Genomic DNA, 19270 nt, shown 5'->3' on the forward strand with positions numbered 1-19270 from the left:
CTCAGTACCGGATACGAGGATCGAGCAGGGTGTAAGCGAGGTCGATCAAGAGATTGACCGCGACATAGATACCCGACGTCAAAAGGATCATGGCCTGGATCACCGGATAGTCGCGCGCCAGCACCGCATCGACGGTGAGGCGGCCGATGCCGGGCAGGTTGAACACGCTCTCGGTGACGACGACGCCCGAGATCAGCAGCGCGAAACCGGAACCGATCACAGTGATGACCGGGACCGCGGCGTTGCGCAGCGCATGGCGCAGCAGCACGCCGGTCTCGCCGATGCCCTTGGCGCGCGCGGTGCGCACGTAATCCTCACCCAGCACATCGAGCATCGAGGCTCGCGTCATGCGTGCGATCAACGCGACATAGATGAAGGAGAGGGTGCAGGTCGGCAGGATGAGGCGCTGGAAGAACGGACCGAAGCCGTCCCCCATACAGGTGGCGACCTCCAGCGCGCTAAGCGGTTTCGGCGGCGCTGCCGGGCAGGCGGACATGATGCTCTTGAAGCCCTGCACCGGCACCCAGCGCAGATCGATCGCAAAGAATTGGATCAGCACATAGCCGATCACGAACACCGGCACCGAGAAGCCGAGCACCGAAAGCCCCATCACGCAGCGGTCGATCCAGGTGCCGTGCTTCCACGCCGCGATCACGCCGAGCGGCACCGCCACCAGGATCGAGAGGACGATGGTGGCCAGCGCGACCGAAATCGAGGGCTCAAGGCGCGGACCGATCATCTCGAGGATCGGCTTGTTCGAGATCAGGGAGACGCCGAGATCGCCGTGCAGGAGTTTGGCGACCCAGGTATAGAACTGGATGTAGATCGGCTCGTTGAGACCAAGCGAGGTGCGGATGCGATCGAGCTGTTCCGGCGTCGCATTGTCGCCGGCGAGAATGGCGGCCGGGTCGCCCGGCGTCAGCCGCAGCAACAGGAACACGAACAGAGCCACCACGCCCATTACGGGAATGGCGGCGAGGATGCGGCGGAGGAGATAGCCGAGCATCGTTGCTATCTCCTGCCGTCGGGTGGTGCGAAGCGAAGGCTGGGCCGCATCATACTCATGGTGTCCCCGTGATGTGTCTCATGCGCTTCTGCGTGTTGTCTCAAGGCTAGCGCGAACGTGATGAATTTGCAGGCAAATACTGTGCCAATGGCGATGTTATATCAAGGCGCGGTTCAGGCCGTTGGAAGCCTCCCTTGGTCTGAAGCGCTATTTCGAATTGCACATGGCGCAATGCGCCACCGACCTGAAACGACAAGTCCATTCACGCTCGCATCACGCCGCACCAGTTGGCGACGAACAGTGCGATGCTCTGCGTCGTCTTGCGAAGGCTGTCGAGCTCGACCCGTTCGTTGAACGCGTGCGGGCCGATACCGTAAGGACCATAGCAAAGTGCGGGTATGCCGTAGTCGACGCAATAGTAGCGGGTGTCGTTGACGGCCGTGGACAGGCGCTCCTGCATTGGAGCCTGGAAGACGGAGTGATGGGCGGCAGACAGAGCTGCTTCCGCTTCGCTGCCGGGCTCGCACACCGCTGCGTCCGCCTGAAAGCCACTCCACACCAGCTCGGCCGGATTGTCGGACAGGAACTCGTCAGCCTTGTGCGCCTCAGTCAGGCATTCCTCGATGCCGCGCATCGCCTGCTGTGGTGTTTCGCCGGGCAAGAGACCAAGCCGGCAGTCCAGCTCGCACCACGCCGCGGTCGAACTGGCCCAATCGCCGCCTTTGATGATCCCGACGTTGAACTTGATCGGATTCTTGACACTGCGGAACCAGCTGTTGTCGAGCGCCCGGGCGTTGAGCGCCTTGATGTAATCCTGAAACGCGCGCACCAGATGCATCGCCGACAGGATCGCGCTGGTGCCGGCCTCGGAATAGGCAACATGCACCGGCGTGCCGCGGACGCGCAGGCGGAACCAGACGGCGCCGACCTGGGCGCGCGTGAGCGTGTGTCCGGTTGGCTCGGGAATGAGGCAGGCGTCGGCGCGATAGCCGCGCATCAAGGTCGACAGCGCGCCGTTGCCGGTGCTCTCTTCCTCGGTCACGGTCTGCAGATGGACGCGGCCGGCAGGGGCATAGCCGGCGTCGCGGAAAGCATCGAGCGCGAAGATCATTGCCGAGACACCGGCCTTCATATCTTGCGCGCCACGCCCGAACATCCAGCCGTCGTGCACGGCACCCGCGAACGGCGGCCGGTCCCAAAGGTCAGCGGGCCCCTCCGGCACCACGTCGATATGACCTTGCAGGATCAGGCTGCGCCCGCTGCCTGTGCTGTTGAGCGTCGCAACGACCTGCTGCGATCCGGCAAGATCGATGCCGTCCATCGGTGCGGCCTTCGGATGGCTCATCAGGTTGACGTCCGCAAGGCTGAACGTATCGACCTCGTAGCGGCGCTTTGCGAATTGCTCGGCCAGCCAAGCTTGTTGCGGCGCTTCCTGTCCGCGCAAGCTGCGGAACTGCACCATGCGCGACAGGAATGCGATCTGATCGTCGAAGTTTCGATCGACGGCCGCGCACAGCTCCGCGGCAATCTGATCCGGCTTGGTCAGCGTCTCATGCGTGTCCGCCACCCCAATGCGCATTGTCCCCTCCCGCGCTGAAGCGCTTTTCCCCAATATGACGCTAGTCGTTGTCATGCGGTGTTTCTCAGCGAATTCCGACTTGGCCACACGCAAATACGCTCATATTCTTCCTCGTCGACCGGATAATTAGGGGAAAGCTGCGCGGGCGGCCTCGGTCGCATCGACCTGCGACGGCAACACCGAGGGCGCGTCGAGGTCGCGCAGTCATCAATCGCGCCTGCCACCATCTGTGCCGTCGCAGCCGACAGCGTCCAGCCGAGATGACCGTGGCCGGTGTTGTAGAACACGCCCGGATACCGTCCGGCGCGCACCACCGGCATCATGTTCGGCATCATCGGGCGCAGGCCGGCCCACGGCACGACCCTCGACGTGTCGATGCCGGGAAAATGCTGCCGCACCCAATCCACCAGCGGCTGGATGCGGTCGGCGCGAATGTCGCGGTTGAAGCCGTTGAACTCGGCGGTGCCAGCGACGCGGAAGCGGTCGGCGCCGAGCCGGCTGGTGACGATCTTCGCCGCCTCATCGAGCAGGCTGACGGTTGGCGCAGCGTCCTGGCTTTGCGGCGCATCGAGCTGCACGGTGATCGAATAGCCCTTCACCGGATAGACGTTGACGCGGTCGTTGAGCAGGCCTGCGAAGTGGCGGCTCGCGACGCCGGCGCAAATGACGATGCCGTCCGCCTGCAACTCATGTCGCCTCGCGACCTCAGCATCGTGCGAAGCGGCTTCGTTCCAGCCGATGCGGAAACCGTCGTCGCCGCGCGCGATCGCATCGACGTCGGCTTCATGGACGAAGCTCGCGCCGCGGCGGATGCAGGCGTCGGCGAGCCCGCGCGTGAACTTGTGGATATCGCCGGTCGCGTCCGACGGCGTGAAGAAGCCGCCATAGCAGGTCGTTTGCAGCGCGGGCTCGATGCTGCGGATTTCGTCCGCCGTCACCGGCCGGCGGTCGAGCCCGCCTTGTTGCAGCAGCGTGTTGACGCGCAGGCCCGCCTCGAAGCCGGCCTTGTCGTGATAGACGTGCAGGATGCCGCGGCGTTCGAGATCGAAGGCGATATTCTCGCGCTGTGCGATCGAGAACAGATGCTTGCGCGCCTCGATTGCGAGCCGCGTCGTCTCGATGGTGTTGGCACGATAGCGCCCGATGTGGCCGACGAACTCGCCGATCCAGGAATATTTGTGCCAGCTCGGCTTCGGGTTCATCAGCAGCGGCGCGTCGCTGCGAAGCATCCAGCGCAACCCCTTGAGAATGGTCGCGGCGCTGTTCCACACTTCCGCATTGCTGGCAGAAAGCTGTCCGCCGTTGGCGAACGAAGTTTCCATCGCGGCATAGCGATGCCTGTCGAGGACAGTCACCCGATAGCCGCGTTCGAGCAGGGCATAGGCTGTCGTCACGCCGGTGATGCCGGCGCCAATGATTGCGATGTGAGGCATGGTGGTCTTCAGGCTCCCGTGGGTTAGAGTCGCCGAACCACCGGTGAAACCGGCGTCGGCGCCCCATCTGTCACGGTACCTGAGAGCTTGATCCGCATCGGGCCAGGGCCCGATGGCAGACTATCCCCTTCGGTGGACGTCACGGCCCTTGATGCGGTCGTGTCCGTCTCTCTCCAGATCGTCCTGACGATACAGTCCTTTTGCCTGAGAGTTTCCGGGGCGGTTGCTCCGTCGGCGCCGAAGCAACAACACGAATGTTGTGGCTTCGATCTCTCCCGCATCGTCGCGTTGGACGGCCGGACCGTAGGCGAAGCCTCAAAATTGGACAAGGCTAAATTTCGATCCGGCAGTGCCAACGTGTTGTGCAGTGCAAATCGATGTCAGTCCAGCGTCGCCAGCAGCGCCGCCATCAGGCGGCCGCGCTCGACGAGGCTCTCGATCTCGATATGCTCGTTGAGCGTATGTGCATCGGCGCCGCGAACGCCGAGGCCGTCGAGGGTAGGGATGCCCATCGCACCAGTGAAGTTGCCGTCCGATCCGCCGCCGGCGCTGCCGTGCGGCAGATCGAGGCCCATCGCCGCTGCAAGGCCCTTGGCCTTTTCATAGAGCGCCATGGTGCCGGCATCCGGCTCCCATACCGGGCGGGTGACGCCGCGCGTCACCTTGAAGGTGACGTCGTTGGCGGTGCCCGACAGCGCCAGCATGCGCTCGACGCCGCGGTCGAGATCGGCCTGGCGCTTGGCCATGCTGAGCGCTTCGCCGGTGCAGGTCGTTGCGACGCAATTGACCCATTGCCCGCCATGCACGATGCCGACCGAGAAGGTGCAGTCTTCGGTGGTCATGCCGTCGATCGCAATGATTTGCCGGGCCATTTCGCGGATCGCGGAACGGCCGGAGGACAACGTCGCGCCGGCATGGCTCGGCTTGCCGACAGCTTCCAGATTGAAGCGCGCAATCGCGTAGCGGCCGGTGACGACGCCGTTGTTCGGCCGTCCGGGCTCCGGCACCAGCACGTATTTGTTGCGCGCGGCTTCGGCCTCGATGATGTCGCGCGTCGACGGCGTGCCGACCTCTTCATCGGGCGTGAACAGCACGGTGATCGGCAGCGGCGTCGTAAAGGACGCGCGCGCCAACTGCCGGATCGCCTCGATCGACAGATAGTTGCCGCCCTTCATGTCGAAGATACCGGGCCCGAAGCACTTGTTGCCTTCGCGCCGCCACGCCAGCTTTTCGATGGTGCCGACCGGGTGCACGGTGTCCAGATGGCCGGCGATGAGGATGCCGGGCTGGCCTTGTTTCGGATGGGGAAAACGGGCGCGGACGCAGCCGGCAAAGCCCTGGCGTCCCGCGATGCGTTCGATCGTCGCACCCATGACCGCCATCTCGCGCGCGGCGAGGTCGAGCATGCGCTCGACCGCGGCCGCATCCCATGTCGGGCTCTCGCATTCCACCCAGCTGCGCAGCCCCTGCAGCATCGCTTCGGAATCAAAAGGAAGATTGGCGGGGTTCATGTCTTTTCTCTCTTGTTGTTTGTGCGCGCCGATACGCGTTCGCGTGCCGTACGAAAAGCTCGGAAGACGACTTTGTAAAGTCAAATGCGCTGAACCTGCCGCTCATTCGTTCGTATACGTTCGATCCTGCCGGAAACCGATTGACGCGCATTGCGCTTGATGCAAGTCTCGATTTCACAAGCCATACAGCATGTTAGTTCGCCTAAATAACGAACCGCATGCATAACGAATAAGCCGGCTTTGACCAGTTACACGTCAGGAGAAATTGCATGTTCCCTATCTCGCGTTGGAAGCACCGCACGCTAGCGGCTGCGTTGACGGCGCTCGCGCTGTCGTTCGCGCCGCAGGAATTGTCCTTTGCGCCGCAGGCCATGGCCGCGGGCAAGACCATTACCGCGGTGATGCACTCGGATCTGCGCGTCATCGATCCGATCCTGACCACGGCCTACATCACGCGGGACCATGGCTACATGGTCTACGACACGCTGATCGCGACCGACTCCAACTTCAAGATCCAGCCGCAGATGGCCGACTGGAAGGTGTCCGACGACAAGCTCACTTACACGTTCACGCTGCGCGACGGCCTGAAGTGGCACGATGGAACACCGGTGACCGCCGAAGACTGCGTCGCTTCGCTGAAGCGCTGGGCCAAGGTCGACGGCATGGGCCAGAAGCTGATGGACTTTACCGCGAGCTTAGAGGCCACCGACGCGAAGACGATCACGCTGAAGCTGAAGGAGCCCTACGGCCTGGTGCTGGACTCGATCGGCAAGCCGTCGTCGCGCGTCGCCTTCATGATGCCGAAGCGGTTGGCGGAAACGCCGCCGGACAAGCCGATCCCGGAGCAGATCGGTTCGGGCCCATTCAAATTCGTCCAGGCCGAATTCCAGCCGGGCGTGAAGGCGGTCTATGAGAAGAACAAGGATTACGTGCCGCGCAAGGAGCCGGCGAGTTGGACCGCGGGCGGCAAGGTGGTGAAGGTCGACCGCGTCGAATGGGTTACGATGGCCGACGCCCAGACCGCGATGAATGCGCTGCAATCCGGCGATATCGATTTCCTGGAGAATCCGTCGCTCGACACATTGTCGGTCCTCGAAGCCGACAAGGACCTCAAGATCGAGACGCTGAACAAGGCCGGGTTCCAGACGCTGGGCCGCATGAACTTCCTCTATCCGCCGTTCGACAACGTCAAGGTCCGCCAGGCGGCGCTGCTGGCGGTCAACCAGAAGCAGGTGCTCGACGCCCTGGTCGGCAATCCCAAATATTACACGACCTGCGTCGCCTTCTTCATCTGCGATACGCCGTTTGCGACCGATGTCGGCGGCGAGACGTTGGCGAAGGGCGGCGACATGGCCGCGGCCAAGAAGGCGCTCGCGGAGTCGGGCTATGACGGCACGCCGATCGTGATCATGGCGCCCGGCGATGTCACCACGCTCAAGGCGCAGCCAATCGTCGTCGCCCAGCAGTTGCGTGATGCCGGCTTCAAGGTCGACCTGCAGGCAACCGACTGGCAGACCGTGGTGACCCGCCGCGCCAGCCAGAAGCCCCCGAAAGAAGGCGGCTGGAACATGTTCTTCACCAACTGGGTCAGCGCCGACGTCTCCAACCCGATCGCCAACCTCTCGATCGGCGGCCAGGGCAAGAATGGCGGATGGTTCGGCTGGGCCGAGGATGCCAAGATCGAAAAGCTGAAGGATGCCTTCGTTCGCGCGCCGTCGCTCGACGAGCAGAAGAAGATCGCGGCCGAGATCCAGAAGGAAGCCTACGAGCAGGTCATCTACATTCCGCTCGGGCAGTATCAGGGGCCGAGCGCGTGGCGGAAATCGTTGACCGGTGTGCTCGACGGTCCGGCGACGCCGATCTTCTGGAATATCGACAAGTCCGAGTAGGCTTGCGGCTTGATGCAACACAAACGGCCGGGACCCGTCCCGGCCGTTTTCGTTTCGCGCAGCCGTTCCGCGACGGCGGCTAATCTAATGGCCTGATTTCGCGTTGCTCGTGCTCGACAGGCTCGAAAGCTGGGTCTGTCCGACGCCGGCGCTCTTCACCCAGACCATCGCTCCCGTGGCGAACGCCAACAATCCGTAAAGCACGATCGCGCTGCGAATCCAGCGCCGGTAGATCACGCGCTCGTCGTGCGTCGCATCGAGGAATTTCTGTGCGTTGAGCCCGTTGCTGCAATGGGCTGCGTCGTCGCCGTGCTCGAGGACGGAAGCGCCATGATCGGGCGCGGTATTGCCGACAATCCGATTGCGATCAGCAATCCGATTGCGATCCGCAATCGTCATCGCCTATCTCCAACTCATTGATCTCGAAATGTGGGCCCGCGAAATGTGCGGCCGGAATTTCCAATGCGACGACCCTACACCACGTGACGATCGCGGCATGTGAACCCTGCCACACCCGCAAAACACGATGAGGTGATGCAGGCATGGTGACGCCTCGGCTGCCTGCTCAAGCCGTGGGCGGGCGCGTGGCATACCAATTTGGATAGCGGCGGCTTTAAGGTTCCCGTCAGTATTGCATCGTAGTCTGACCGCCGACTTGTGTACCTACCGCGACGGGCCCATGGCCGACGACCATAGCAGGCCCGCACCGGCCAGCGCGCAACAGCCAATGCCGACCGAGAAGCGCCGTGCCGGCGCGCGCCGCCGCGTGCTCAAGTCGGGAGCGATCGAGTTCGGCAATGAAGCGATCGCCTGTACGGTCCGAAATGTCTCGCCTCAGGGCGCCTGCATCGAGGTCAACTCGCCGCTGTGGTTTCCCGACCGCTTCACCCTCGGCGTCGACGGCCAGCGGTGGCCGTGCCGCATCGTATGGAAGAAGCAGAAGCGGCTGGGACTGGCGTTCGATTAGGGCTCGATGCCCGGCGCGCCGCGTCGCGCCGATTTGCACGAACAGTTGTCGCCTATTTCACAAACTACCCAAGGTTACCGGGGTATTGTCCGACGGGCCGATATCGGTGCCGCTCCAGGACGCTCTCGCCGTGCGAAGGCGGTGTCCAATATTTCGCAGCTGCGCATTCACCCAGCCTCGGGGAAATTGTGATGACCATCAATGTCAAGGCTTACGCGAACGCCGATGATATCCTGATCGCCTGGCAGCCGGACACCTGGTCGAGCGACTGGGTCGGATTCCAGCTCGAGCGGCGCAACAACATCACGCAGCAGACGACCGTGCTGTCCAACCGCATTCCGCCGAAGCCCGGCGAGAAACCGGTGGCGGACGCCGGCATCTCCTCGACGCAGTCGCCGTTCCGGCGCTGCATCTGGACCGATCACAGCGTCGTCGACACCGACAATGTCTCGTATCGCGTCACCGCGATGAAGAGCGGCGCGAACGGGACGTTCACGCCCGATGCCGCCTCGGTGTCGGCCTGGACGACGCCGGCGATCGCTTCGGGCGATGCGGGCGGCGGCTTGTCGGCCTATTTCAACCGCGGCACCCTGATGTCGCAGATCGTCAGCCGCTTCGTGCAGGGCGATACGTCCGACGACGCGCTGCGCAATTTCGTCAAGAGCCTGTCCGACCCGGCCAATCAGGCGCGGCGCTACCTGTCAGGCGATGCTCTGCACGAGATACTGGCCTTCCTGCACGATGCCGATCTCCGCGGCAGCCAGATCCATGCCGCGATCTACGAGATGAATGACGAGGAGCTGGTCGGCGCGCTGAAACCGTTCGGCAGCCGCGGCAACGTCCTGCTCGGCAATGGCAGTGCGACCAAGCCGAACATCGCGGGCGAGCTCAGTGGCGCCGGCCTGACGGTCAAGCATCGCGATCTGTCGAATGCGGGCAGGTCGTCGCCCAGCGTCCACAACAAGTTCGTGGTCGAGAGCGACGCGCATGGCAACGCGATCCGCGTGCTGACCGGCAGCACCAACTGGACCACCACCGGGCTGTGCACGCAGCTCAACAACGTGCTGATCATCGAGAATGCGGTGATCGCCAAGCGCTACCTCGATCAGTGGGGCAAGCTGGTCGCCGCGGGCAATGCCATGCCGCCGGCACTGAAGACGTCGAATTCCAGTCCGACCAGCGACAGCAACATCTCGGTCTACTTCGCCGCGACCAACGGCGAGGCCGAGTTCAAGCCGGTGCTGGACCTGATCAAGAACGCCAAGGACGGCGCGCTCTTCCTGATGTTCATGCCGGGTCAATCGCCGCTGCTGGATGCGCTGCTGGACCGCGCACAGCAGAACGACATCTATGTCCGCGGCGTGGTGTCGACCATGATGGCCAGCAAGAACGGCGACATCGTTTCGGTCGGCGGGGAGGTCGTCAAATCGGGCGCACCGAAACAATCCTTTCATGACGACGTCCAGCTGCCGCATGGCGTGAGCGCGACCAACGAACCCTCATGGGCCGACGTCGAGTTCAGCGTCCAGCAGATCCGCAACGCGGGGATGATTGCGATCGTTCACTCCAAGACCATCGTGATCGATCCGTTCTCCGACAATTGCGCCGTCATCACCGGGTCGCACAATTTCTCGGTCGCCGCCTCGGAGAAGAATGACGAGAATCTCGTGATCATCCGCGGCAACAAACAGCTTGCCCAGGCCTATGCGCTGCACATCAACGGCGTCTACGACCACTATTCCTGGCGCGGCTATCTCGGCAGCGGCGGCAATCCGGATCGGATCTATTCGCTCGACGGCTGGAAGCCGGGCGGCGGCAAGGAGCAGGAGCTGGATTTCTGGATGGAGGAGCCGGTGCCGCCGCGTCCGACGCGTAGTGGCGGCAGCGCGGCGCAACAGTCCAGTGTGGCTAGCGGGGCGTCGGCGAAGACGGCCGCCAAGAAGACCCCCAAGAAAGCCCCGAAGAAAGCCCCGAAGAAATCGGCCAAGAAAGTTGCCAAGACGTCAGCCAAGAAATCGGCGAAGAAGGCGAAGGCCAGCAAGCCGGCAAAGGCAAAGAAAACCAAGGCCAAGGCGACGAAGAAGGCCAAGGCAAAGAAGGCGAAGGCCAAGAAGTAAGAGTGGTGCGCAACAGACTGGTGCGGGCGGTGGGACTCGAACCCACATGACGTTGCCGTCGAGGGATTTTAAGTCCCTTGCGTCTACCAGTTCCGCCACGTCCGCATCTTGATTTTATTGAGTTTTCGCAATTTAGACCGAGAGGCTTTCCAATATCCCTCGGCGGTTTTCCAAATCTGGTTTCGTTCTGTTCCGGACAAAACCCCCGGCGGGCGCATCTTCTAGCTCTTCGTCGTCAGCCGGGCAAACGCCGGGATAACGTATCGCAGGTGTGAACGGCGCGGTTTGTCCGTTAGTCCGTTCCTGAATTCGTCAACGCGTTGCGAAGCGCCTGGACGCGCTTGTTGAGTGAGATGAGTTCGTCGACCGTCAGGCCGGACCGCTCCAGCAAGGTATCGGTCAGGCAGCCGGTGCGCGACTGCATCGCCTTGCCGCTGTCGGTCAGGTGAACTCCGACCTGCCGTTCATCCTCCACACTGCGCCGGCGCACCACAAAGCCGGCGCTTTCGAGCCGCTTGACCAGCGGCGTGATGGTGCTGGGTTCGAGGGCGAGCCGGTCGGCGATTGCCGAAATCATCTGTCCGTCCTTTTCCCAGAGCACGCTGAGAACGAGGTATTGCGGATAGGTGATGCCGAGGCGGTCGAGCAGGGGCTTGTAGGCACGGTTGATCGCAATGGTCGTCCCGTAAAGAGAGAAGCAAAGCTGGCTGTCCAGCGGAATCGGTCCCGGATTTGGCATGGGAGGGGCCCTTTCGTGGTGGCTTGCCCAATGTACCACGAAAATCGTTATCGCGATAAAAAATATCTGGACAAGCAAATCAGGGCGGTTATACGATGATTATCGCGATAAAGATTATCGCGAAATAAACATCTAGGAGAACTTCAATGTCTGTTGTCACCAAATTGCTCGCCGCCGCAGCGTCGCTGGGCCTCGCCATCGCGACGATCCCCGCCGCCCACGCCCAGTCCGCCCCGGTCAAGTCGATCGTCCTCGTCCATGGCGGTTTCGTCGACGGTTCGGGATGGGAAGGCGTCTACAAGATCCTGAAGAAGGACGGCTACAAGGTCAGCATCGTCCAGAACCCGACCACCACGCTCGCGGACGACGTCGCCGTCACCAAGCGGGCCATCGCCGCCGCCGACGGCAATGTCATTCTGGTCGGTCATTCCTATGGTGGCGTCGTCGTCACCGAAGCGGGCACCGATCCGAAGGTCGCGGGGCTGGTCTACATCACGGCGTTCGCGCCCGACCAGGGTGAATCGGTCGGCAAGCTGATCGCCAATCCGCCGCCCGGCGCGCCGGTGCCGCCGATCCTGCCGCCGAAGGACGGCTTCCTGTCGCTCGATCACGCGAAGTTCGCCGCCGCCTTCGCGGCCGATGTGAAGCCTGACGTCGCGGCATTCATGGCTGACTCGCAGGTGCCGTGGGGTGTCGCTGCCTTGAATGGCGAGGTGTCCGTGCCGGCCTGGAAGAGCAAGCCGAGCTGGTACCTGGTGGCGACCAACGACAAGATGATCCCGGTCGACGCGCAGCGGATGATGGCCAAGCGCGCCGGTGCCAAGACCGTCGATCAGGCCGGCAGCCACGCTGTGTATGTCTCGAAGCCGGAGGCAGTGGCAAAGGTCATCGAGCAGGCCGCCAAGGGCGTCGGCGACAAGCAGAAGTAACGCAGCCGTCCCTGACCGAGTTCCTGATCGGGCTCAAGCGATGCCCGATCAGGCTCCCGGTCGCAGAACGACGCGGTTGCGCGATGATCCGATCACGGCGGTGTAGGCCGCCTTCGTCTCAGCAAGCGGGTAGATCGAGGACGGGATGATCGGATAGGGGCGCAGGAAGCCGCCGGCGAACCCAGGTAGCACGCTGCGCAGCAGTTCTGCGCTTTCGATCGTGGAAAACGCAAGCGTGTCGACGCCGACATACGTGTGCCGTCCGCGATAGAATTCCAGGATGTTGAATTTGACCGTCTGGTTGGTCGTGGCAATCAGGATCTGCCGCCCGGCCTTTGCAAGCGAATGATGCGCATCGTCGAAATAGGGGTCACCGACCGTGTTGAAGACGATATCGGCTCCGTGGCCGTCGGTCAGTTCGCGCACCCGTTCCGCGACGTCGGCCGCCGAGGAATTGATGATCTCGATCGGGGCATTGGCGTGGCCTTCGTAGGGTTCGTCCTTGCGCACCACGCCGATCACCCTGGCGCCTTGCCAGGTCGCAAGCTGGACCGCAGCCTGCCCGACCTTGCCGTTGGCGCCCATGACGAGGACATGTTCACCGGGTCTCGGCGCGCCGGCTCGCCGAAAGCCTTCGATGGCTGTCACGAACGGTACGCCGATCCCTGCAGCCTCATCCATTGAAATTCCGTCCGGCTTTTCGACCAGGGCCGCGGCCTCGACGACGACATGGCTGGCGTGCGTACCGTCGCGGCGGATTCCGAGGTCGCCCGACGAACCGAACACGGCTTTTCCGATCAATGCGTCCGGCCCTTCGACCACCCGCCCGGAAAAATCACGGCCCGGGGTTCTTGGGAACACCGCATAGGGCATCAATCCCGTGGCGGCCTTGACGTCCGACGGGTTGACGCCCGCGGCTTCGATCGCAACCACGACTTCGTGCGGTTGCCGCGTGAGCGAGTGTTTCTCGATGGACGGCGCGATCGCCGCCGCGTCGGCGGCTTTGGCATTGAGCCGCACGCAGGTCGCCTCGACGACGACATCGGTCCCCGATCTGGTGATGGCATTCATAGCCCGCTCCTAAGCCTTGATTGTCTTGGTGGGCGAGGGCAGGCCGACGATCCGCCGGCTGTCCTCGATCGTCGCGATCGCGCCTCCGAGATCCTCGACGATGCGGCGCGCCTTTGTGACCATTTCCGCGTTGGAGGTCGCGAGCTGGCCGCGCGTGAGATAGACCGCATCTTCCAGGCCGATCCGCACGTGACCGCCCGCAAGATAGGATTGTGCAACCGTCGTGAATGCGGCCTTGCCGATGCCGACCGCGGTGAATTCCGCGTCCGGCGGCAGCAGGCCGCGCGCGTACAATACGGTTTCCGGGGCAGGCTGAAAGCCGTAACGAACGCCCATCACGAAGGAACACAGGACTGGCCCTTGCAGGGAGCGGTCGGCCAAGAGATCGCGCATCAAGGCGATATCGCCGGAATCGAACAGTTCGATCTCCGGTTTGACGCCGGCGTCCGCGATCACTTTCGCCATCCGGCGAACGTTCGCCGGCGTATTGATCACGACCTCGCCTCCGGAGTTCATGGTGTTGAGATCGAGCGTGCAAATGTCCGGTCGCAGCACGGCGATGTGCTCGACCCGCTTCTCCGGCGCCATCAGGGTCGTGCCTTCGGCGGCCATCTTCGGATCGTCCTTGGATGGAACAAAGCGTCCGCCCGGTCCGGTCGTGATGTTGAGGATCAACGCGGGGTTGCGCGCGCGGATGCGCTCGACGACGTCGACATAGTGGTCGAGCAGCATCGAGGGACGGCCGGTAAGCGGGTCTCGGACGTGGATGTGGACGATGGCGGCGCCGGCATCGGCGGCGTAGAGACAGGCGTCAGCGATCTGCGCCGGCGTGATGGGAAGGTGAGGGGTCTGCTCGGGTGTCGTCAGGTTGCCGGTCACGGCGCAGGTGATGATGACTTTATCGCGGGGAGATCGCATAGACTTGTTCTTTCAAAGCGAGCGGCCGCCGTCGACCACGAAAGTCGTTCCGGTCGCGAAGCCGAGTTGGGTTGCGCAGGCGAGAATGGCCGAGGCGATGTCCTCCGCGGTCGCGATCCGCTTCAGCGGTGTCGTCGTCGCGGTCTTGGCGTTGAAGTCCGCGCCGCGGCCCGGAACGAAGCCGGTGTCGACCACGCCGGGTGCGACCGCGAGCACGCGCACCTCGGGGGCCAGCACGCGGGCGAGCGATTTCGTCATGACGTCGATGCCGGCCTTGACGGCGCAATAGGCAATCGAGGACCCGATCCCGTTGGTGCCCGCGATCGATGATATCGAAACGATGAGGCCGTCACCGGATGCCTTCAGCAGCGGAGCGAAGGTGCGGATCGCCGCAAACTGTCCGCGCCAGTTGACCGCGAACATCCGGTCAATCAGGTCGTCGTCCAGCGCGTCGAGATCGGCGTGAGGCACCGGCTTGGTAAAGCCGGCGGCGTTGACGAGAATGTCGAGCCGGCCGAAGCGCCGCTCGATCTCGGCGCGCAGTGCCGTCAGGGTTGCCGTCTGCGCGACGTCGGCGATCAACGCGGCGTGGCCGTCTCCAGGCAGGGATTGCGCCACCGTTGCCGCGGCGGCGGCTTCGTCCGGAACGTCGCGGTGGCTGATTGCGATGCGGGCACCGAGTTCTGCGAAGCGCTTGGCGGACACGGCCCCGATGCTGCCGGCGCCGCCGACGACGAGCACGACCTTGTCCTTCATGGATCGATTCATCGTCAGCCTCACTTGATCGGTGGCTTGGGGAGGATCGCTTCACCGTTTTCCATGGTGAAGCGATAGTTCAGCGTGTACCAGGGAGCGCGGACCCCGGGCGCCGGTGGATCGCCGTCGTCATGCCGGCGATAATCGCCGACCAGCGTGCGCGTCACCCCGAACACCACGTCGCTGTCCAGGTGCTCATCGTGGTCGACGAAGACCTGCGTGATCAGCGTCTTGTAGCCGGGCTTGAAGCCCAGGAAGTGCATGTGTGCCGGCCGGTAGGGATGCCTGTTCTGGGCGCGCAGCATGTCGCCAACCGGGCCGTCGGTCGGCACGGGATAGCCGGCGGGCTTGACCGATCTGAATGAGAACCGACCCGAGGCGTCGGTGGTGAACTTGCCGCGCAGGTTCATGTCTGCCTGCGTTTCGTCCTGGTTCTCGTAGAGGCCGACCGGTGAAGATTGCCAGACGTCGACCTCGACATTGGCGAGGGGCTTGCCCGCGATGTCGACGACCTCGCACGCGACGAAGAGTTCGGGGCCGGGTGTCGCAGAACGAACGATCGATGCTCCGTTCTCCGTTCGGGGAGAATTGGCCCGCCAGAACGGGCCCAGCAATGCCGCCGCGGTTTCGGTCGCACCGGCGTTGCCGTTGTTCAGCAGGCAGACCAGCGTCGAGAAGCCGGTCGCATCCGCGAAGAGGATGCCCTCGTTGTGGCTGTCGTGGGTGGCCTGTCCGATCCGGTTCAGGAAATCGATGCCGAGATCGTATTCCGCCTCGGTGAGTTTCACCTCGCGGGCGAAGGCGTGGAGGTTCCTGACGAAGGCTTCCATCACCGTTCGAAGCCGCGCGGTGTCGGTCGACGCCATCGCTCGCAACACGGTCGGCGTCACGTCCTCGAGCTTTTCGATAATGCCGTGAGACATCGGTGGGTTCCCAATCGGTTGATTGCAATCGTTTGCATGAGATATTGCAATCGATTGCAACAAGTCAAGGGAAGCGCTATGCTCATTTCGCAAACGAGCTAAGCAGCAGGAATCGCTGGGTGAATCGACCGGTCACGACAATCAAGCAGATCGCGGACGCCACCGGCGTTCATCCTTCGACGGTGTCACGGGCCCTTGATCCCAAGAAACGGCATTTGGTCGCGGACGACGTCGCCAGGAGGATCTCCGCCCAGGCGGAGGCGCTGGGTTATCAACCCAACCGGCTGGCCGCCAACTTGCGACTGGGGCGATCCGATCTTGTCGGTGTGCTGCTGCCCGACATCACCAATCCGGTGTTCGCTCCGATCCTGGGCGGCATAACGGAGGTTCTCTCTGCGGAAGGCTACGCACCGATCGTCGCGGACGCCGGCAATGTATCGTCGCAGCAGATCTCCTTTGTCGAGAGACTGCTCAGCCAGCGGGTCGACGGCCTGATCCTGGCGACGGTTTCGCAGGATGACGAACTCGTCGGTTTCTGTATCCGTCGCGGCGTTCCCGTGATCCTGGTCAACCGATCGGAAGCGCGCGATCGCGTCTCCTCAGTCGTCTCGGACGACGAAAAGGGAATGCGTCTCGCCGTCGATCATCTCTTCGATATCGGACACCGCCGCATTGCGCATATCGCAGGGCCGCTGTCGACTTCAACCGGCGCGCTGCGGCGTGGCGGCTTCGAGCGCGCGATGGCGCGGCACGGATTGACCGGTGCCGTATGTGAAGCCGCGGGATACACGCGCGAAGGGGGCGCGTTGGCGGCGACGCATCTCGTCGGTGGGCCGCATCAAGTGACTGCGATCGTTGCCGCGAACGACCTGCTGGCGATCGGTGCCCTTGACGCTCTGAAGGACCGGCACCTGCGGTGCCCGGAGGATATCTCGCTCGTCGGTCACAACGACATGCCACTCGTGGATGTCGTCTCGCCGCCCCTCACCACCGTGCGCATCGAGCACCGCGAGATGGGGCGGATCGCTGCCAGGATGCTGATCGAAATGCTCCAGAGCAGGTCGGCCGAGATCCGGCACGTCGTACTTCCTCCCGAGTTGGTCGTCAGGAAGTCCACGCAACCGGCAGCCTAGACATGCGCACGTCTTCAACGCGCTCGTACACTTGTGTCCGCTCCGCGACCTCCATCCTGGGATGCTTGATCAAGCTACTGTCGCAAGGGGGCGGCGCCTGGTATCCATCTTGGCTTAGCCCCGCGCTCCGATATCCGCTGCTACCAGGCGCGCCTTCAAAGACCTAACCTGCGGCTTGCAATTCCATTTGCTTCAGCGGCCGAGCATTGGGATAAGCAGCGCGCCGCCGCGATTGAGCCTCAATCCGGACACCGGCGGCTGCTTTAGGCAATCTCAACACTGTCGGACTAAGCTGAATGTCTGTTCGTCCCTCACGCCGCCCAAATCTGTCGCGCGCGGCAGCCATCGTTGCGCTGCTCGCCTCGGCCGCGGGCGTTTCCGGCTGCGCGCAGATCGGCGACAGCGTGCCGTCGGCATTCGCCGATCCCGCCAAATACGATCTGTATGATTGCAAGCAGCTCGAGACCGAGCGCAAGAATCTCACGTCTCGCGCGACGGATCAGGAAAAGTTGATGGCCAAGGCGGAGACCGGCGTCGGCGGTACCGTGGTCTCCGAGATGGTTTATCGCAACGAGCTGATCTCGATCCACGCCCAGCAGAGGCTTGCGGACCAGGCCTGGCGCGCCAACAAGTGCCATGAGAGCCCGCCGGATACGCCGGCGGCGGCCGCACCCGCGGCGCCTGCGCCGGGGGCAACGGGCCCGCGCGCGCCGCGAGGCCTCGTTCACTGAACAAGCACTTCGCGATGAGCCGATTGCTGATCGCGCCCGCAAGCCGCGTTCACCTGATCTCTCAGGCGCGCCAGTCGTAGATCCAGTCCTGCCGCGCCAGCATGCGCTGCGGACCGATGGCGCGGATCGCGAGATCGCGGGCGATCGCCAAGGGTCCGCTCAAGTGATAGATGCGGCCCTGCTGGCGCGCCATGCGCTGCACCTTCAGCACGCGCCCGCGCCGCATCTCGGCGTAGCGCTTCAACGCGGCGGGAATGCCTGCGGTGTTTTCGCCGGTGCAGTCGGCCAGCGCCTTGGCGAGCACGGCCGCATCCTCGATCGCCATGCCGGCGCCTTGCGCGGCAAACGGCAGCATCGCATGCGCGGCGTCGCCGAGCAGCGTCACCGCGCCTTCGCTCCAGCGGCCGATGTCGGGCAGGGTGAACAGCGCCCATTTGCGCCAGCCATCGACCGCGCCGATCAGCATCCGCGCCGTGGCGGGCCAGCGCGCGGTCGCGAACGCGCCCTTGATCTCGTTGATGTCGCCGGGCGCGCTCCAGCCCGGCCGATTCCAGGTGCCCGACACGATCGCAACCACGTTGACCTGGCGTCCGGCCGAGATCGGATAGGCCACGAGATGCGCGTCCGGCCCCATCCACAGCTGCACGCGTGGCGCGGTATATTCACGCGGCAGCGCGGTCGCATCGAGCGTGCCGCGCCAGGCGATCAGGCCGGAGAATTGCGGCTGCACATCCGGAAACAGATGTCCGCGGACCGACGACCAGATGCCGTCCGCGCCGATCAGCGCAACCGCCAATTCCTCCTGCCGTGCGTTGCCGCGGCGCTGCACCACTGTCAGCCCCTTGGCGTGCTTGGTCACGTCCTCGAACTGGCAGCCGAGCCGCAGATCGATATCGGGATGCTCGTTGACGGCGGCCTGCAACGCGGCCTGCAGATCGGCGCGGTGGATCACCCAATAGGGAGCACCGGCGCGGAACTCGGCGGCCCGGCCGAGCGGCATCCGCGCGATCTCGCCACCGGCGCGCGCGCTCAGGATGTTGACGGATTCCGGCGTGACCGCGCGGCGCGCCAGCGGTTCCTTGAGCCCGAGCTCGACCAGGATGCGGCTGGCATTGGGAGAGAGCTGGATTCCCGCGCCGGCTTCCTCGAGCCGCTCGGCCTTTTCCAGCACGACGACGCGAAAGCCCTGTGCCGCCAGTGCCAGCGACGCCGTCAGTCCTCCGATCCCGGCGCCGGCAACGATGACGGTTCGCGTCAGCGCCACGGAGCGGTCAGGCGACCTTGTCTTTCAGCACGCATTCCGGCGGCCGGGCTTCGCCGGCAGCGAGGTCGGACGCGAAGCGATACAGTGTCGAGCAATACGGGCAGATGATCTCGCTGTCGTTGCCGAGGTCGAGGAACACGTGCGGATGGTCGAACGGAGGGTTGGCGCCCACGCACATGAACTCCTGCGACCCGATCTCGATCACCGAGACACCGGCATCGTTATGGAAGTGCGGGACGACGTGGTCGGACATATTCTCACCCTGGTGGCAACGATGGCAGACGCAATCAACAGCATGCGGCAT

The 19270-nt window shown here is 63.8% G+C and carries 18 protein-coding genes, 1 tRNA gene and 2 riboswitches; of the genes, 6 read left to right on the forward strand and 13 right to left on the reverse strand.

All coding sequences use genetic code 11. From position 1 onward, the window contains the following. Position 1: 1 nt before the first annotated feature. The 4 genes from AC066Y_RS33210 to AC066Y_RS33225 all read right to left on the reverse strand — a co-directional run bounded on the left by AC066Y_RS33210 (position 2) and on the right by AC066Y_RS33225 (position 5529). Entirely contained in the window at positions 2–1006 is a 1005-nt protein-coding gene (locus AC066Y_RS33210; RefSeq protein WP_478277558.1) for an ABC transporter permease, read from the reverse strand. Positions 1007–1268: 262 nt separating this feature from the next. Further along, entirely contained in the window at positions 1269–2585 is a 1317-nt protein-coding gene (locus AC066Y_RS33215; protein WP_478277559.1) for an ArgE/DapE family deacylase, read from the reverse strand. A 50-nt stretch (positions 2586–2635) separates the two neighbouring features. Continuing rightward, on the reverse strand, positions 2636–4018 hold the full coding sequence (locus AC066Y_RS33220; RefSeq protein ID WP_478277560.1) for a D-amino acid dehydrogenase: 1383 nt from the start codon (positions 4016–4018) through the stop codon (positions 2636–2638). 65 nt (positions 4019–4083) lie between these two features. Next, positions 4084–4197: riboswitch (glycine riboswitch) on the reverse strand. A gap of 3 nt (positions 4198–4200) precedes the next feature. Then, positions 4201–4306, reverse strand: a riboswitch (glycine riboswitch). Between the two features lie 92 nt (positions 4307–4398). Then, the gene (locus tag AC066Y_RS33225) at positions 4399–5529 is read right to left on the reverse strand and encodes a M20/M25/M40 family metallo-hydrolase (protein WP_478277561.1); all 1131 of its coding nucleotides are present in this window, start codon (positions 5527–5529) and stop codon (positions 4399–4401) included. A gap of 269 nt (positions 5530–5798) precedes the next feature. Between AC066Y_RS33225 and AC066Y_RS33230 the strand changes: the two genes are divergently transcribed. Further along, complete coding sequence (locus AC066Y_RS33230) at positions 5799–7418, forward strand: ABC transporter substrate-binding protein (RefSeq protein WP_478277562.1); 1620 nt, start codon at positions 5799–5801, stop codon at positions 7416–7418. A gap of 84 nt (positions 7419–7502) precedes the next feature. On the opposite strand, the gene AC066Y_RS33235 is transcribed toward AC066Y_RS33230, so the two are convergent. After that, positions 7503–7817, reverse strand: coding sequence for a hypothetical protein (locus AC066Y_RS33235; protein WP_478277563.1), 315 nt, complete (start codon positions 7815–7817; stop codon positions 7503–7505). A 280-nt stretch (positions 7818–8097) separates the two neighbouring features. Here AC066Y_RS33235 and AC066Y_RS33240 point away from each other — a divergent pair, with 280 nt between their 5' ends. Beyond that, on the forward strand, positions 8098–8385 hold the full coding sequence (locus AC066Y_RS33240; protein ID WP_478277564.1) for a PilZ domain-containing protein: 288 nt from the start codon (positions 8098–8100) through the stop codon (positions 8383–8385). Positions 8386–8576: 191 nt separating this feature from the next. After that, complete coding sequence (locus AC066Y_RS33245; RefSeq protein WP_478277565.1) at positions 8577–10502, forward strand: phospholipase D-like domain-containing protein; 1926 nt, start codon at positions 8577–8579, stop codon at positions 10500–10502. Positions 10503–10520: 18 nt separating this feature from the next. Here AC066Y_RS33245 and AC066Y_RS33250 read toward each other — a convergent pair. Both AC066Y_RS33250 and AC066Y_RS33255 read right to left on the reverse strand, forming a co-directional pair. After that, a tRNA-Leu gene (locus AC066Y_RS33250) sits at positions 10521–10607 on the reverse strand. 187 nt (positions 10608–10794) lie between these two features. Continuing rightward, positions 10795–11241, reverse strand: a complete 447-nt coding sequence (locus AC066Y_RS33255; RefSeq protein ID WP_456656622.1) for a MarR family winged helix-turn-helix transcriptional regulator — start codon at positions 11239–11241, stop codon at positions 10795–10797. 146 nt (positions 11242–11387) lie between these two features. Here AC066Y_RS33255 and AC066Y_RS33260 point away from each other — a divergent pair, with 146 nt between their 5' ends. Then, a complete protein-coding gene (locus tag AC066Y_RS33260; protein WP_478277566.1) occupies positions 11388–12170 on the forward strand; it encodes an alpha/beta hydrolase in 783 nt (260 codons plus the stop codon). A 48-nt stretch (positions 12171–12218) separates the two neighbouring features. Here the strand turns inward: AC066Y_RS33260 and AC066Y_RS33265 are convergent, their stop codons facing one another. The 4 genes from AC066Y_RS33265 to AC066Y_RS33280 are packed head-to-tail and all read right to left on the reverse strand — an operon-like array spanning position 12219 to position 15838. Beyond that, positions 12219–13241: a quinone oxidoreductase family protein gene (locus AC066Y_RS33265; protein ID WP_478277567.1), complete on the reverse strand. Its 1023-nt coding sequence runs from the start codon at positions 13239–13241 to the stop codon at positions 12219–12221. 9 nt (positions 13242–13250) lie between these two features. Then, entirely contained in the window at positions 13251–14159 is a 909-nt protein-coding gene (locus tag AC066Y_RS33270; RefSeq protein ID WP_478277568.1) for a beta-keto acid cleavage family enzyme, read from the reverse strand. Between the two features lie 12 nt (positions 14160–14171). Next, positions 14172–14927 carry an SDR family NAD(P)-dependent oxidoreductase gene (locus tag AC066Y_RS33275; protein ID WP_478277569.1) on the reverse strand — a complete coding sequence of 252 codons (756 nt, stop codon included), beginning with the start codon at positions 14925–14927 and terminating at the stop codon, positions 14172–14174. A gap of 8 nt (positions 14928–14935) precedes the next feature. Next, a complete protein-coding gene (locus tag AC066Y_RS33280; RefSeq protein WP_478277570.1) occupies positions 14936–15838 on the reverse strand; it encodes a dioxygenase family protein in 903 nt (300 codons plus the stop codon). Between the two features lie 119 nt (positions 15839–15957). Here AC066Y_RS33280 and AC066Y_RS33285 point away from each other — a divergent pair, with 119 nt between their 5' ends. Together AC066Y_RS33285 and AC066Y_RS33290 are read left to right on the forward strand one after the other, a co-directional pair. Beyond that, the gene (locus AC066Y_RS33285; protein ID WP_478277571.1) at positions 15958–16971 is read left to right on the forward strand and encodes a LacI family DNA-binding transcriptional regulator; all 1014 of its coding nucleotides are present in this window, start codon (positions 15958–15960) and stop codon (positions 16969–16971) included. A gap of 296 nt (positions 16972–17267) precedes the next feature. After that, entirely contained in the window at positions 17268–17702 is a 435-nt protein-coding gene (locus AC066Y_RS33290; protein ID WP_478277572.1) for a twin-arginine translocation pathway signal, read from the forward strand. 61 nt (positions 17703–17763) lie between these two features. Here the strand turns inward: AC066Y_RS33290 and AC066Y_RS33295 are convergent, their stop codons facing one another. Together AC066Y_RS33295 and AC066Y_RS33300 are read right to left on the reverse strand one after the other, a co-directional pair. Beyond that, complete coding sequence (locus AC066Y_RS33295) at positions 17764–18966, reverse strand: FAD-dependent monooxygenase (protein ID WP_456722368.1); 1203 nt, start codon at positions 18964–18966, stop codon at positions 17764–17766. 7 nt (positions 18967–18973) lie between these two features. Further along, positions 18974–19219, reverse strand: a complete 246-nt coding sequence (locus tag AC066Y_RS33300) for a zinc-finger domain-containing protein (protein ID WP_092115185.1) — start codon at positions 19217–19219, stop codon at positions 18974–18976. Positions 19220–19270: the final 51 nt, after the last annotated feature.

This window comes from Bradyrhizobium sp. USDA3010, from assembly GCF_056429065.1.